This is a genomic window from Kitasatospora phosalacinea (genome assembly GCF_000717185.1).
GTDB classification, from domain to species: Bacteria; Actinomycetota; Actinomycetes; order Streptomycetales; family Streptomycetaceae; genus Kitasatospora; species Kitasatospora phosalacinea_A.
Genome location: NZ_JNYE01000093.1, coordinates 26,704 through 41,301 on the forward strand (window position 1 = coordinate 26,704; position 14,598 = coordinate 41,301).

Below are 14,598 nucleotides of genomic sequence, written 5' to 3' on the forward strand. Positions count from 1 at the left end.
GCTGCGCGGGCCGACCCGCCGTCAGCCGACGTAGCGCCAGCCGGGGCCGGAGCGGGCGGCGGCGCCGGTGCCGGTGGCGATCGCGGCCCGGTAGCGCTCGACGGTGAGTTCGGCGGCCCGGGCCCAGGTGAACCGGGCCAGGACGCGCTCGCGGCCGGCCGCGCCGAGCCGGGCGCGCAGGCCGGGGTCGTCCAGCAGGCGGCCGAGCGCGGCGGCCAGCGCGCCCGCGTCGCCGGGCGGCACCGCGAGGCAGGTCTCGCCGTCGGGCCCGGCGACCTCGGGGATGGCGCCGCCGGTGGTGGCGACCAGCGGGGTGGCGGTGGCCATCGCCTCGGCGGCGGGCAGCGAGAAGCCCTCGTACAGGGACGGGACGCAGGCGGCCTCGGCGGAGCGGTACAGGTCGACGAGGTCGGTGTCGCTCAGGCCGGTGCGGAACTCGATGTGCTCCTCCAGGCCGAAGCGGCGCACCGCCGCGGCGACCGGCCCGTCCTCCTTCTGCGGCTTGCCGACCACGACCAGGTGGGCGTCGCGTTCGGTGCGGACCTTGGCGAGCGCCTCGACCAGGTGCACCAGGCCCTTGAGCGGGACGTCAGCGCTGGAGGTGGTGACGATCCGGCCGGGGATGCGGGCGACGGCGGCGGACGGCGACCACAGGTCGGTGTCGGCGCCGACCGGGACGACCGAGACGGCGCCGGGCGCGGTGCCGAGGTGCTCGGTGATCTCGGCCTTCGAGCTCTCCGAGACGGTGACGACGTGCTCCAGCCGGGCGGCGACCCGGCGCTGCATCCGGGTGAAGGCGTACCAGCGGCGCTTGCCGAGCCGCTCCAGCCGGGTGCGGGCCGCGTCGATCTCCAACTGCCGGTCCACGGTGACGGGGTGGTGGACGGTGGTGACCAGCGGGAAGCCGTGCCGGGCCAGGCCGAGCAGGCCGTAGCCGAGGGTCTGGTTGTCGTGGACGACGTCGTAGCGGCCCTTGTGCCGGGCCAGGAAGGCGCGGGCGCGCAGCGAGAAGGTCAGCGGCTCGGGGAAGCCGCCGGTGCGCATCACCGCGTACTCCAGCAGGTCCACCGGGCCGCGGAACTCGGCGGCGGCGGGGGTGCGGAACGGGTCGTCGGCGCGGTACAGGTCGAGCCCGGGCAGTTCGACCAGGCGGACGGTGCCGGGGCCCTCGACCTCGTCGAGCACCGGGTACGGCTGGGCGCCGATCACGTCGACGTGGTGGCCGAGCCGGGCCAGCTCCCGCGACAGGTGGCGCACGTACACGCCCTGGCCGCCGCAGAACGGGTCGCCGCGGTACGACAGCAGGGCGATCCGCAGCGGCGGCGGCGACACAGCGGTCATCCCCAGTCCCCTTCTTCGCTACTCACCGGGACCGGCGACGGAGGCGGCCGCCGACCGGTAAAGTAGATCACGTTTCACAGTGGTGCGGGCTCGTCGTTGGAGAAAGTGAACAACGAGGGACCTCGAAGATTACCGGCCCGTAGCTTGTGGTCAGGAGCCGCGGCGGGTGATTCGCACCACGCCGTGCCCGCCTCCCCGCGACCTCGTTCCTGGAGCGCCCGTGACCGCCACCGCCGCCGACGGGCCGCTGACGCCGCGCCAGGCCGAGCGCCGCCGGGGCATCCTGCGCTCGGCCACCGCGCTGGCCGCCCGGGGCGGGTACGAGGCGGTGCAGATGCGCGAGGTCGCGGAGGGCGCGCAGGTCGCGCTCGGCACCCTGTACCGGTACTTCCCGTCCAAGGTGCACCTGCTGGTCGCGGTGATGCGCGAGCAGTTGGAGCGCCTGCACGAGCAGGTGCGACGCCACCCCCCGGCCGGGCCGGACCCGGCGGCCCGGGTCGCCGAGGCGCTCACCGCCGCCTTCCGCGCGCTGCAGCGCGAACCCCGGCTGGCGGAGGCCATGGTGCGGGCGCTGTCCTTCGCGGACCGCTCGGTGGGCTCCGAGGTCGACGAGGTCAACCAGGCCACCGGCGCCATCGTGCTGACCGCCGCCCGGCTGCCCGGGCCGCCCACCGCCGAGCAGCAGGCGGCCCTGCGGGTGGTCGGCCACACCTGGCACGCCACCCTGCTGGCGTGGCTGTCCGGCCGGGCCTCGCTGGCCGAGGTCCGGGCCGACCTGCACACCGCCGCCCGGCTGCTGGAGGCCGCCGCCCCGGCCCCCGCCGCCCGGCCGGAACTGCAACCCGTTCCACCACCTGCCGCCGGGGCGTCCCGGGCCGAGGGCTAGAGTCTTGGGGTCGCGGCCCGGCCCCGCCGGACCGCGCGACAACTCCACATCCGCCTCCGAGGCCGGGGGAAGCCGGTGCGATTCCGGCACTGACCCGCAACCGTGAGCCGCCCCCGCCCCGCGGGGCGCGGCGCAGTCGGACTGCCCGGCCGGAGGCGAGCGGCCCTCATCCGTCGTGGGTCTACGGGCGAAACCGGGGCGTGCCCCGGCCCGCTGCGACCGCTCACCGAAAGGCTTCCCCACTCATGCCGACCGCCGCCCGCCTGGGCGCCGCCGCGCTCGCCGGCGCCCTGCTCGCCGGTACCGCCGCCGCGCCCGCGCTCGCCGACACCGCCGCGCCGTCCCCGTCCACGACGTCCTCCGCGTCCTCCGCCGCGACGTCCGCCACCGCGACGGCCTCCTCCTCGTCCACCGCCTCCCCCTCGCCGACCTCGGGCGTGCCCGCGGGGCTGTACGGCAAGGGCGACCCGCAGTACGACGGGGTGTGGCGGCAGTCGCTGGCCCTGATCGCGCTCCGGCAGGAGCAGGTCGAGCCCGCCGAGGCCGCCGTGCAGTGGCTGCTCGGCCAGCAGTGCGAGGACGGCGGCTGGCCGTCCTACCGGGCCGAGGGCGCCCCGTGCACCCCCGCCGCCGAGGACACCAACGCCACCTCGATGGCCGTCCAGGCGCTCACCGCGCTCGGCGGCCACCAGCAGCCCGTGACCCGCGCCACCGACTGGCTGCGCGCGCACCAGAACCCGGACGGCAGCTGGGCGTACAACCCGGGCGCGCCCGGCGACGCCAACTCCACCGCGGTCGTCCTCAACGGCCTGCTCGCGGCCGGCCTAGACCCGGCCCAGGTCGCCGTCGGCGGCCGCAGCGGCTGGGACGGCCTGGCCTCGTTCCAGCTCGGCTGCGCCACCGCCGCCGACCAGCGCGGCGCCTTCCTCTACCAGCCCGCCGCGGGCGTCCCCGCCGCCGCGGACACCATCGCCTCCGCGCAGGCCCTGCTGGCCGCCGCGGGCGGCCACCTCCCGGTCACCGCCACCGACCGCAAGGACGCCCCGCCGAAGGCCCTCGCCTGCGACGGCGGCCAGGCCGCCGACCAGGCCGCCGGGCCGGTCGCCCGCGCCGACTCCGCCGAGGCCGACGCCGCCTGGCTCACCGCCCGCCTCGCCGCCGACGGGCAGCGCCTGCTCGCCAAGACCCCCGGCTCGGACACCGCGACCCCCGCGTACGACTCCACCGCCTGGACCGTCCTCGGCCTGGTCGCCGCCGGGCACTCCGCCGAGGCCGCCAGCGCCGCCGACTGGCTCGCCGGGAACGCCTTCCCCTGGGCCGCCCAGGGCCCGGACGGCACCAACCCGGCCGCGACCGCGACCCTGGTGATCACCGCCCGCGCCGCCAAGCTCGACCCGTACAACTTCGGCGGCGCCAACCTGGTGCAGCTGCTCCTCGACTCCGGCCCCAAGCCGAAGTCCGCCCCCGCCGTCGGCGACCCGCAGGCCACCCGCGCCCCCGGCTCGGCGATCACCGAGCCCGACGAGAACAGCGGCTTCTCGGCCGGCTGGCTGATCGGCGTCGGCCTCCTGGTCGGCGTCGGCGCGGGACTGCTGCTCAGCCTCAACCGCCGCCGCCACAAGCCGACTTCCCCCGCCGACACCGCCGACGCCTCCGGCACCTCGGGCACCTCCGGCACCTCCGACGACCAGCCGGAGCAGGACCGATGACCGGCCGGGCCCCCCGCGCCACGCCCGCCCCCCTCGCACCGCTCCTCCTCGCCCTCCTCGCCGCCTGCGCCACGCCCTTCCGCCCGGCGGCACGGAACTCCTCGGCCACCGACCGCCCCACCCACCGCGCCACCCCCCTCCTCGCCCTCCTCCTCGCCCTCCTCGCCGCCTGCGCCACGCTCCTCGGCCCGGCGGCCGGAGCGTCCTCGGCGGCCGACTACCGGTACTGGTCGTTCTGGAAGGGCGGCGCGGACGGCTGGGCCTACCAGCAGGTCGGCCCGGCCGGGAACGTGCCGGCGGACGGGGCGGTGGACGGCTGGCGGTTCGTGCTGAGCCCGGACGGCGGCCAGGACACCCCGCGGCCCGGCCCGGCCCCCGACTTCGCGGCGGTCTGCGCGGACACCGCGCCGAGCGGCGGCCACAAACGGGTCGCCGTGGTGCTGGACTTCGGCACCGCGCAGGACGCCCCGGGCGGCGAACAGCCGCCCGCCGCCCGCTCGTTGTGCGCCTCGGTGCCGACGGCGGCGAACTCCGCCGAGGTGCTGGCCGCGGTCGCCGCGCCGCTGCGCTACGACTCCGGCGCGATGCTGTGCGCCATCTCGGGCTACCCGCACGCGGGTTGCGGCGAGCAGGTCGCAGCGGGAGCGAACTCCGCCTCCACCGAGGGAAGTTCGGGCGACGGCGGCCCGTCCCTGGGCCTGTACGCCGGAGTCGGCGCGGTGGTCCTGCTGGCCGCCGGAGCCGTCTGGCAGGCCCGTCGCCGCCGCACCCGCTGACCGTGTCCGTCCACCGCCTGCTCCGCGCAGCCCCCACCGCCCCCTCCCCCGACTCCTCCCCCGCCCCCTCCCCCGACTCCAACTCCGCTCCCCCGCGCGGCCGTTCGGCCGCCGTGCACAGCCGGGCGCTGGCCCGGCAGTTGCACCCGGGGGCGTGGTGGCTGTGGTCGCTGGGCCTGGCCGCGGCGGCCAGCCGGACCACCAACCCGCTGCTCCTGCTGCTGATCCTGGCGGTCGCGGGCTACGTGGTCGCGGCCCGCCGCGGCGACGCCCCGTGGTCGCGTTCGTACGCGGCGTTCCTGCGGCTGGGCCTGCTGGTGCTGGCCGCCCGGATGGTGTTCGCGGTGCTGCTGGGTTCGCCGGTCGGCGGCACCCACGTGCTGTTCACGCTGCCCCAAGTCCCGTTGCCCGCCTGGGCGCAGGGCGTGCGGCTGGGCGGCTCGGTGACGCTGGAGGGGGTGCTGTTCGCGCTGTACGAGGGGCTGCGGCTGGCGGTCCTGCTGGCGTGCGTGGGGGCGGCGAACGCGCTGGCCTCGCCGTCGCGGCTGCTGCGCTCGCTGCCGGGCGCGCTGTACGAGGCGGGCGTGGCCGCGGTGGTGGCGATGACCTTCGCGCCGAACCTGGTGGCGGACGTCCGGCGGCTGCGCGCGGCGCGGCGGCTGCGCGGGCGCTCGGACCGGGGGGTGCGGGCGGTGCTGTCGGTCGGACTGCCGGTGCTGGAGGGCGCGTTGGAGCGTTCGGTGGCGCTGGCCGCGGCGATGGACACCCGCGGTTTCGGCCGCACGGCCGCCGTCCCGCGCCGACTGGTGCGCACCGCGGGGGCGTTGACGCTGGCGGGGCTGCTGGCGGTGTGCTCGGCGACGTACGGGCTGCTCACCCCGGGCGCTCACCCGTGGGCGCTGCCGGTGCTGCTGGCGGGGGCCGGTGCGGCCGCCGCGGGCCTGGTGCTGGGCGGTCGGCGCAGCGTCCGGACCCGCTACCGGCCGGATCCGTGGGCGCTGCCGGAGTGGCTGACGGCCGCCTCGGGGGCACTGGTCGCGGCCGCGCTGATCTGGTACGCGGGCCGCTGGCCGGAGGCGCTGACCCCGAGCGTCGTCCCGCCGACCGCGCCGTCCCTGCCGCTGCTGCCCGCGCTGGCCGCGCTGGTCGGCCTGCTGCCCGCCTTCGTCACCCCCGAGCCGCCCCGGAGCACCCGGTGATCACTTTCGAGCAGGTCGGCGTGCAGTACGCCGACGCCCCCGCCCCGGCCCTGTCGGGCGTCGAACTGACGGTGCCGGAGGGCGAGTTGTGCCTGCTGGTCGGACCGTCCGGCTCCGGCAAGTCGACGCTGCTGGGCACCGTCTGCGGCCTGGTGCCGCACTTCACCGGCGGCACCCTGACCGGCCGGGTCACGGTCGCCGGGCGGGACACCCGCACGCACCGGCCGCGCGACCTCGCGGACGTGGTCGGCACCGTCGGGCAGGACCCGGCGGCGCACTTCGTCACCGACACCGTCGAGGAGGAACTCGCCTACGGCATGGAGTCGATGGGCCTGGCCCCGGCCGTGATGCGCCGCCGGGTCGAGGAGACGCTCGACCTGCTGGGCCTGGCCGAACTGCGCGGCCGCGCGCTCTCCTCGCTGTCCGGCGGGCAGCGCCAGCGGGTGGCGATCGGCTCGGTGCTGACCGTCCACCCGAAGGTGCTGGTGCTGGACGAGCCGACCTCGGCGCTCGACCCGGGCGCCGCCGAGGAGGTGCTGGCCGTCCTGCAGCGCCTGGTGCACGACCTGGGCACCACCGTGCTGCTGTCCGAGCACCGGCTGGAGCGGGTCGTCCAGTACGCCGACCAGGTGCTGCTGCTGCCCGGCCCGGGCGAGCCGCCGGTGCTCGGCGACCCGGCCGCGCTGATGGCCCGCTCGCCCGTCCGGCCGCCGGTGGTCGACCTCGGGCTGCTGGCGGGCTGGACGCCGCTGCCGCTCACCGTCCGCGACGCCCGCCGCCGCGCGGCCCCGCTGCGCGGACAACTCCCGCCACCCGAGCCCAAGTTGCCGCCCGCCCCGGCCGTCCCGGCCGAGCCCGTGGCCACCGCGAGCCGCCTGGTGGTCTCCCGGGGGCGCGTCCCGGCCCTGCGCGGCGTCGAACTCGCCCTCGCCCCGGGGCAGATCACCGCCCTGATGGGACGCAACGGCGCCGGGAAGTCCACCCTGCTCGGCGCCCTGGTCGGCCTGCACGCCCCCGACTCCGGCACTGTCCGGGTCAACGGCCTCGTCCCGCACAGGTCCCGCCCCAAGGACCTGATCCGCTCCGTCGGCCTCGTCCCGCAGGACCCGCGCGACCTGCTGTACGCCGAGACCGTCGCCGAGGAGTGCGCCGCCGCCGACCGGGACGCCGATGCCGGACCCGGCACCTGCCGCGCCCTGCTGGCCGCCCTGCTGCCCGACGTCGCCGACGACCGGCACCCCCGCGACCTCTCCGAGGGCCAGCGCCTCACCCTCGCCCTGGCCGTCGTCCTGACCGCCCGCCCGCCCGTCCTGCTGCTCGACGAGCCCACCCGCGGCCTCGACTACGCCGCGAAGGCCCGCCTGGTGACCGTCCTGCGCGCGCTCGCCGCCGACGGCCACGCCGTCCTGCTCGCCACCCACGACGTCGAACTCGCCGCCGAACTCGCCCACCGCACCGCCGTCCTGGCCGAGGGCGAGATCGTCGCCGACGGCCCCACCCCCGAAGTCGTCCTCGCCTCCCCGACCTTCGCCCCGCAGACCGCGAAGATCCTCCCGCCCTACCTCACCGTCCCCGAGGTCGCCGCCGCCCTCGCCGCGGAGCCGCCGCGATGACCCAGCCGCCCCCTCCCCCCACCACGCCCTCGTCCCCGCCCTCCCTGTCCTCCCCGCCCTCCCTGTCCTCCCCGCCCGCGCTCGACCGTCCCGTCCCGCTGGGCCGCCGCTCCGCCCTGCTGCTCGCCCTGGTCTCCGCGATCGGTGCCGCCGCCTTCGGCTGGCCGCTGCTCGCCGCCCGCAGCTCCGACCTGGTCGGCCACTCCGCCGACGCGCCCTGGCTGTTCGCCCTGCTGATGCCGCTGCTGCTGGCCGTCGCGGTCGCCCAGCTCTCCGAGAACCGCGACGCCACCGGCGCCCCCGGGCTCGACGCCAAGGCCGTCGCGATGCTCGGCGTCCTCGCCGCGGCCGGTGCCGCCCTGCGCCCGCTCGGCGGGGGCACCGCGGGCCTGGAGCCGATGTTCTTCCTGATGGTCCTGGCCGGCCGCGCCCTGGGCCCCGGCTTCGGCTTCGTCCTGGGCGCGCTCGCCATGTTCGCCTCCGGTCTGCTCACCGGCGGCGTCGGCCCCTGGCTGCCGTTCCAGATGCTCACCATGGGCTGGGTCTGCCTCGGCGCGGGCCTCCTGCCGGGCGCCACCCGGCTGCGCGGCCGCCCCGAGCTGCTCCTGCTCGCCGCCTACGGCGTCCTCGCCTCCGTCGGCTACGGCACCGTCATGAACCTCCAGGGCTGGCCGTACATCGGCGGCCTCGGCCTGTCCATCTCCTTCGTCCCCGGCGACCCGCTCCCCGCCAACCTCACCCGCTTCGCCCTCTACTGCCTCACCACCTCCCTCGGCTGGGACCTCTCCCGCGCCGCCCTCACCGCCGTCCTCTGCCTCACCGTCGGCGGCCCCCTCCTGCGCACCCTGCGCCGCGCCACCCGCCGCGCCGCCTTCCGCTGATACCGGAACGGGGGCGGGACCGGCCTCCCCGAGACCGGCCCCGCCCTCCCCGGCCCCGCTACGCCTTCGGCCCGGCCTGCTGCACGACCTCGAACGACCACACCTGCGACCCGCTCGCCGCCGGACGCGGCCGCTCGCCCCCGCCCCCGCCCTGGTGCGCCTCCTTCATCGGCCCCTCCATCCACGCCCGGAACGACTCCTCGTCCCGCCACCGCGTGTACACCAGGTACTGGTCCGTCCCCTCCACCGGCCGCAGCAGCTCGAACCACTCGAACCCGTCCGACCCCTCCACCGCCCCGGCCCGCGACGCGAACCGCCGCTCCAGCACCTCCCGCTGCTCCGCGGGAACCGTCAGCACGTTGATCTTCACTACGCTCATGCCCCCCATCCTCCCCCACCTCACGCCCACCGCCCAGGCTTCCCCGCCGCCCGGGCCGGGGGTGGTCAGGGGGTGCGGCCGGAGAGGGCGAGGGCCCAGGTGAGGCAGCCGAAGGCGGCGGCGGAGGCGAGGGTGCGGACGAGGTTCCAGCGGACCCAGACGTCCTCGAAGGCGGCGCGGACGGCGGCCGGGTCGGTGAGGGAGTCGGGGGAGCCCGCGGCGGCGAGCTTGTCGTTGAGCGGGACGTTGACCGCCCCGGTGACGACCAGCATCACGAGGTACAGGACCGCGGCGGCGGCGATCCACAGCAGGACGGTGCGGTTGCCGCCGCGCCACTGGAGCAGGCCCGCGGCGACGATCAGCACGAGCGCGCCGAGGAAGCTGAGCATGAACCAGCCGTTCAGGATGGCCGTGTTGATGCGCTGCATGGTGTCGACGAACGCCCGGTCGCCGACCTGGGCCAGGCCCGGCATCACCGAGCAGGCGTAGGAGTAGAAGAGTCCGGCGCTGAGCCCGGCCAGCAGGACCGCCCCGACCAGCGTCGCCGTGCGGAGAACTGCCATGGCGGGAACCCCCGTTCGTGTCGTCATGCCCTCAATTCAACCGGCACCCCGGCTCAAGATCCATGGCCCGGAAGCTCGTTGGCATGCGCGAGCGTCCACCGTCCGCGCGGCCCCGGCCGCTCCGGCCGTCTACCCTGGCGGGCATGGACGCGCTCACCGCCCTGCTGACCGGTCCCCGGGCCCACGGGGCGTTCCTGCTGCGGTCGGTGTTCGACCCGCCGTGGTCGCTGCGGATCGAGGACCGGGCGCCGCTGACGGTGCTGATGACGGTGCGCGGCGGCGGCTGGGTCGTCCCGGACGGCGCGGAGCCGGTGCCGCTGCGCCCCGGCGACCTGGTGATCGTCCGCGGCCCCGAGCCGTACACCGTCGCGGACCTGCCGCAGACCCCGCCGCAGGTGGTGGTCCACCCCGGGCAGGTGTCGACCACCGTCGACGGCGAGCGGATGTGCGAGGAGCTCGACCAGGGCGTCCGGACGTGGGGCACCGGCCCGGACGCGGCGACGGTGCTGATCAGCGGGACGTACCAGTTGCACGGCGAGGTCAGCGGACGGCTGCTGCGGGCCCTGCCGCCGGTGCTGCGCCTGGACGCCGCGGAGTGGGGCTCGCCGCTGGTGGCGCTGCTGGAGGCGGAGATCGGCCGGGACGAGCCGGGCCAGGACGCGGTGCTGGACCGGCTGCTGGACCTGCTGCTGATCTCCGCCCTGCGCTGCTGGTTCGCCCGCGCCGACGACCGCGCCCCCGCCTGGTACCGGGCCCACTCCGACCCGCTGGTCGGCCGCGCCCTGGGCCTGCTGCACGGCGATCCGGCCCGCGCCTGGACGGTGCACGACCTGGCCGCCGAGTGCGGGGTCTCCCGGGCCGCCCTGGCCCGGCGCTTCACCGACCTGGTCGGCGAACCCCCGATGGCCTACCTCACCGACTGGCGCCTCGCCCGGGCCGCCGACCTGCTCGCCGAACCCGACGCCACGCTGGCCGCCGTCGCCCGCCGGGTCGGCTACGGCAGCGGCTTCGCCCTCAGCGCCGCGTTCAAACGGGTCCGCGGCGTCAGCCCGCAGCAGTTCCGCGAACGGGCCGGAGCGGCGGTAGACGCCTGAGTCCTGGCCGCAGCGAACCCCCCGACCGCGGCGGACCCCCCGCCTGCGGCGGCGGACCTCCCGCCCGCGGCTTCGCCCTCACGCAGGTCCGGGGCGCCACCCCCGGCGGTTCCGCGCACGGCGGCGGACGCCCGGGACCCGACCGCGGCGAACGCCCCCGGCGACGGCGGAAACCTGCGCGGCCGCGCCCCCGGCGGCGGCCGGAAACCGGCGGAAACCCCGGCATACCGGGCGGGAAGCGCGTCCCGGCCAGGTCGTCCCTGTTGCCCCGGGGATTGCTCCTGCATAATCACCCCGTTCGATTCCGACCCGAGGAGGACCGGCCCATGCCGGCAGAGCGCTGCCCCCGCTGCGGCACCGCACGCACGGCCGGTAGCTGCGCGTGCAACGCCACCTCCCCGGTCGAGGACACCGCGGTCCTCCCCCACCTGGAGGGCCCGCCGCTGGTCCGCCCGTACGTGGCCGGGGCGGCCGTGGTGGAGCCCGGCGACCCGGCGGGCGACCCGTTCGCCACCCGGGGCGGCCAGCCGCCGGTGCAGCCGCTCGCCCCGCAGCCCGCCGCGGTGGCGCCCGTCGCCGTGTCCCCGGTCGCCGTGCCGACGGCCGCCGCGCGACCGCCCGCGGTGCAGCCGATCACCGGCCCGCCCACCACCGCTGGTCCGCCGCCGCCGGGCCGGCCCCCGCACGTCCCGCAGGCCGCCAGCCCGTTCGGGCCGCCGCAGAACCTCCCGCCGCAGTCCGCCGCCCCGGCCCAGCCGCACCCGGACGCCGCCGCGACCCAGCTGCTGCCGCCCGTGCCCCCGCAGGACCTCCCGCCGCAGAACCTCCCCCCGCAGGACGGCGCCCCCAAGGGCGCCCCCGGCCGTTTCGTGCCGATCCCGCCCCCGGGGCAGCGGCCGGGCCAGGTGCCCGCCGCCGAGCAGACCATGCCGCTGACCCTGGGCCCGGTCGTCGCCCCGCCGCCGCCCTCCCCGATCGCGGCCTCGTACCCGCCCGTGACCGCCGGACCGCCCGTGACCGCGGGGCCGCCCGTGACCGCGGGGCCGCCCGGCGCCGGGGAGGTCGACGCGACCCAGCTGATCGACCTCGACGGCTACGACCCGGCCCACGACGCACCGTCCGACCGGCCCGCCCGGCCCGCCCGGCCCGGCGACCGGCCCCCGTACGAGGACGAGCAGTGGCCCGCGCCGCCCGGCCCCGACCTCGGCATGTTCACCTTCCGCGAGGACGACGCGGACGGTCCGGTCAGCCGGGCCGACCGGCGCGAGCGGCGTCGGCAGAGCGCCGACCGCCGTCGGCTGGTGATCGCGGGCGGTGCGGTCGGGGTGACCGCGCTGGGGGCGAGCCTGGCGATGCTGCTGTCCTCCTCCCCGGCGAAGGTCGACAACGCGCTGCCCGCGCCGACCGGCCCGGCGGTGTCCTCCCCGGCCGAGGTGTCGCCGGACCCGACCGGCCCGGCCCCGACCGCCGAGTCCTCCGCCCCGGCCGCGGAGAAGAGCCCGTCGCCGTCCCGCACCACGGCCCGTCCGACCCAGGCGGTGACCACCAAGGCCGCGGCCGCCCCGACCGGCGAGGCCCCGCCCGCCCCGAGCACCCCGGCCGCGCCGTCCACCCCTCCGGCGGCCGGCAAGGTGCTGAAGTTCGGGGACACCGGCCCGGAGGTGACGCAGATGCAGCAGGCGCTGATGGCGTACCGGTGCAACCGGATCGGGCCGCTGACCATGGACCGCACCCGCAACAACCAGCCGGGCTTCGGCGACTGGACGCGGCAGGTCCTGCAGGGCGTCCAGGAGGACCTGTTCGGCGAGGGCAAGCCGCGGCAGTACCAGGACGGCGTCTACGACGCGGCCACCCAGGCCGCACTGGCCCAGACCCCGCGGAGCCCGGACTGCTGACGGCCCCACCAGCCGGCCCCGACCGGCCCGGGCCGGTCCGCCGGTCCGGCCCGGACCGCTGACGGCCCCGCCCCGGCACGCCGGTCCGACCGGCCGGACCGCCCGCGCCGCGTCAGCCGGTGAGCGCCTTGAACAGGCTCCACCCCGCCAGCGCGACCATCACCAGCGCGGCGACCCGCACGACGACCTTCATCGGCACGTGCCGGAGCAGCTTCTGCCCGCCGACGATCGCGAGCCCGCTGACCGCGCACAGCGCGAGCCAGGCGCCGAGGCCGACGGCCAGCGGCTCACCGTACTTGGCGGCGAGATTGGCGGTCATGATCTGGGTGAGGTCGCCGAACTCGGCGACCGCGACGACCGCGAAGCTCGTCCCGGCGACCTTCCAGAAGGAGTCGTCCGCGGGTTCCCGGCCCTCGGCGCCGTCGTCCTCGTCCTCCTGGTGCCACAGCAGCATGGCCGCGCCGCCCAGGAAGAGCAGGCCGGTGATGCCCTCGACCCAGCGCTGCGGCAGCAGGGCGAGCAGGCTGCCCGCGGCCAGGGCGAGGCCGACCTGGAGGGCGAACGCGGCGGCGGTGCCCGCGAAGACGTAGCCCGCGCGGTACTTGGTGCCGAGGACCAGGCTGGCCAGGGCGGTCTTGTCGGGGAGTTCGGCGAGGAAGACGACGCCGAACGTCAGCGCGGCGACGGACAGGCTGTGCATCGGTGGTGGGGTCCCTCCGTCTCGGGGCCGCCCGGCCCGGCGGCACTGGTGCGCGGCCACGGCACCGCGGCCGCAGGTTCCCCCACCCCCGGACCCCCGGGCGCCCGGCCCCGGCCGCGCCCCAGCGCCGCCGGCTCGGCGTGCTGCCGGCCGGGCCGAGCATCGCGCCGAGCATCTGGGCGACGGCCAGGCACAGGAACGGCACCAGCACGACCATGTAGAAGGAGAAGACGGTGCGCTGCTGGTACTGGAACCAGGGCAGGTAGACCGCGACGACGGCGGCGAGGATCGCGCCGGAGCGCCAGTCCCGCCGGAAGAACCAGCGGTAGAGCGCGTACGCGAGCGCGAAGCAGGCGGCCCACCACAGGACGGGGGTGCCGAGGGCGAGGATCTGGCTGGCGCAACCGTCGGGGGCGGTGCAGCCCTTCTCGCCGGTCTTCAGCTGCTCCCAGTACATGGAGACGGGGCGGCCCTGGACCAGCCAGCTCCACGGGTTGGACTGGTAGGTGTGCGGGGAGGTCAGGGTGGTGTTGAAGTGCCAGATCTCGGAGTGGTAGTGCCACAGGCTGCGCAGCGGCGCGGGCACCCAGCCGAAGGCCCCGCCCCGCCCGTCCGCCCAGTGCCGGTCGTAGCCGCCGTCGGTGGCCAGCCAGCCCGTCCAGGACAGCAGGTAGGCGGCCAGCGCGGCGACGGGCATCGACAGCGCGGCGGGCCACAGGTCGCGCCGGAGCATCGAGCGCCAGGGCCGGTGCGCTCCGGCGGCGCGGCGCCCGGCCTGGTCCCAGAGCAGGACGAGGACGGTGAAGACGGCGAGGACGGGCGCGCCGGTCCACTTGACGGCGCAGGCGGCGCCGAGCAGGACGCCCGCGGCGAGCCGCCAGGGGCGCAGGCCCAGGCGGGCCTCGTCGGCGGCCCGGCCGCCCTCGGCGCGGGCGGCGCGCAGCAGGTCGCGGGTGCGGTCGCGGTCGACGAGCAGGGCGCCGAACGCGGCGAGCACCAGGAAGGCGGAGACGCCGTCGAGCAGGCCGACCCGGCTCATCACGAACTGCAGGCCGTCGACGGCCATCAGCAGTCCGGCGGTGCAGCCGATCAGGGTGGAGCGGAACAGGCGGCGGCCGATCCGGGCGACCATCAGCACGCTGAGGGTGCCGAGCAGGGCGACGGCGATCCGCCAGCCGAAGGGGTGCAGGCCCCAGAAGTGGGTGCCGAGGCCGATGACCCACTTGCCGAGCGGCGGGTGGGCGATGAACGCGGCGGCGTGGCTGAGCGGGATCACCTGCGGGTCGCCGAGGATCAGCTGGTTGGCGTTGTCCGGCCAGGCCGACTCGTAGCCCTGCTGCCACAGGGACCAGCCGTCCTTGGGGTAGTACGTCTCGTCGAAGACGAAGGCGTGCGGGTGGCCGAGGTTCCACAGCCGCAGCACCCCGGCGAACACGGCCACCGCCAGCGGGCCCCACCACCGGTACCTGTCCTTCGCCGGTGCGGCGTGCACCGTCTCCCGTTCCTGCCGCCGCTCCGCTACCGCCAGCGCCATGTCCTCCCCGTTCGACCGCAGTTGACGA

General features: G+C 77.2%; 12 protein-coding genes and 1 pseudogene. 8 read left to right on the forward strand and 5 right to left on the reverse strand.

Annotation, left to right across the window (positions count from 1 at the left end; translation table 11 throughout):
• Nucleotides 1–21: 21 nt before the first annotated feature.
• Nucleotides 22–1,341 (reverse strand): glycosyltransferase family 4 protein, encoded by a 1,320-nt coding sequence (locus OO57_RS30120; protein WP_033255878.1) that lies wholly within the window; start codon nt 1,339–1,341, stop codon nt 22–24.
• Between the two features lie 220 nt (nt 1,342–1,561).
• Here OO57_RS30120 and OO57_RS30125 point away from each other — a divergent pair, with 220 nt between their 5' ends.
• From OO57_RS30125 to OO57_RS30150, 6 genes are all read left to right on the forward strand, one after another.
• Nucleotides 1,562–2,227, forward strand: a complete 666-nt coding sequence (locus OO57_RS30125; RefSeq protein WP_033255879.1) for a TetR family transcriptional regulator — start codon at nt 1,562–1,564, stop codon at nt 2,225–2,227.
• A 245-nt stretch (nt 2,228–2,472) separates the two neighbouring features.
• On the forward strand, nt 2,473–3,936 hold the full coding sequence (locus OO57_RS30130; protein WP_051778440.1) for a prenyltransferase/squalene oxidase repeat-containing protein: 1,464 nt from the start codon (nt 2,473–2,475) through the stop codon (nt 3,934–3,936).
• On the forward strand, nt 3,933–4,712 hold the full coding sequence (locus tag OO57_RS30135) for an SCO2322 family protein (RefSeq protein WP_234337564.1): 780 nt from the start codon (nt 3,933–3,935) through the stop codon (nt 4,710–4,712). Before OO57_RS30130 ends, OO57_RS30135 begins: the two co-directional genes overlap by 4 nt.
• 113 nt (nt 4,713–4,825) lie before the next feature.
• Nucleotides 4,826–5,911 carry a CbiQ family ECF transporter T component gene (locus OO57_RS30140; RefSeq protein WP_033255920.1) on the forward strand — a complete coding sequence of 362 codons (1,086 nt, stop codon included), beginning with the start codon at nt 4,826–4,828 and terminating at the stop codon, nt 5,909–5,911.
• Nucleotides 5,908–7,524: an ABC transporter ATP-binding protein gene (locus OO57_RS30145; RefSeq protein WP_033255880.1), complete on the forward strand. Its 1,617-nt coding sequence runs from the start codon at nt 5,908–5,910 to the stop codon at nt 7,522–7,524. The genes OO57_RS30140 and OO57_RS30145 overlap by 4 nt, the downstream gene beginning before the upstream one ends.
• Complete coding sequence (locus OO57_RS30150; RefSeq protein ID WP_234337566.1) at nt 7,521–8,405, forward strand: ECF transporter S component; 885 nt, start codon at nt 7,521–7,523, stop codon at nt 8,403–8,405. Before OO57_RS30145 ends, OO57_RS30150 begins: the two co-directional genes overlap by 4 nt.
• A 58-nt stretch (nt 8,406–8,463) precedes the next feature.
• On the opposite strand, the gene OO57_RS30155 is transcribed toward OO57_RS30150, so the two are convergent.
• Nucleotides 8,464–8,784: an antibiotic biosynthesis monooxygenase family protein gene (locus OO57_RS30155; protein WP_033255922.1), complete on the reverse strand. Its 321-nt coding sequence runs from the start codon at nt 8,782–8,784 to the stop codon at nt 8,464–8,466.
• Between the two features lie 65 nt (nt 8,785–8,849).
• Nucleotides 8,850–9,347 (reverse strand): DUF1772 domain-containing protein, encoded by a 498-nt coding sequence (locus tag OO57_RS30160; protein WP_033255881.1) that lies wholly within the window; start codon nt 9,345–9,347, stop codon nt 8,850–8,852.
• A 143-nt stretch (nt 9,348–9,490) separates the two neighbouring features.
• On the opposite strand from OO57_RS30160, the gene OO57_RS30165 reads away from it, so the two are divergent.
• On the forward strand, nt 9,491–10,441 hold the full coding sequence (locus OO57_RS30165; RefSeq protein ID WP_033255882.1) for an AraC family transcriptional regulator: 951 nt from the start codon (nt 9,491–9,493) through the stop codon (nt 10,439–10,441).
• Nucleotides 10,442–10,767: 326 nt separating this feature from the next.
• Nucleotides 10,768–12,336, forward strand: coding sequence for a hypothetical protein (locus tag OO57_RS30170; RefSeq protein ID WP_033255883.1), 1,569 nt, complete (start codon nt 10,768–10,770; stop codon nt 12,334–12,336).
• A gap of 112 nt (nt 12,337–12,448) precedes the next feature.
• Here OO57_RS30170 and OO57_RS30175 read toward each other — a convergent pair whose 3' ends face one another.
• The gene (locus OO57_RS30175; protein ID WP_033255884.1) at nt 12,449–13,036 is read right to left on the reverse strand and encodes a TMEM165/GDT1 family protein; all 588 of its coding nucleotides are present in this window, start codon (nt 13,034–13,036) and stop codon (nt 12,449–12,451) included.
• A gap of 103 nt (nt 13,037–13,139) precedes the next feature.
• Nucleotides 13,140–14,570, reverse strand: a pseudogene (locus OO57_RS41635) (dolichyl-phosphate-mannose--protein mannosyltransferase); the annotation flags it as partial.
• Between the last annotated feature and the right edge of the window lie 28 nt (nt 14,571–14,598).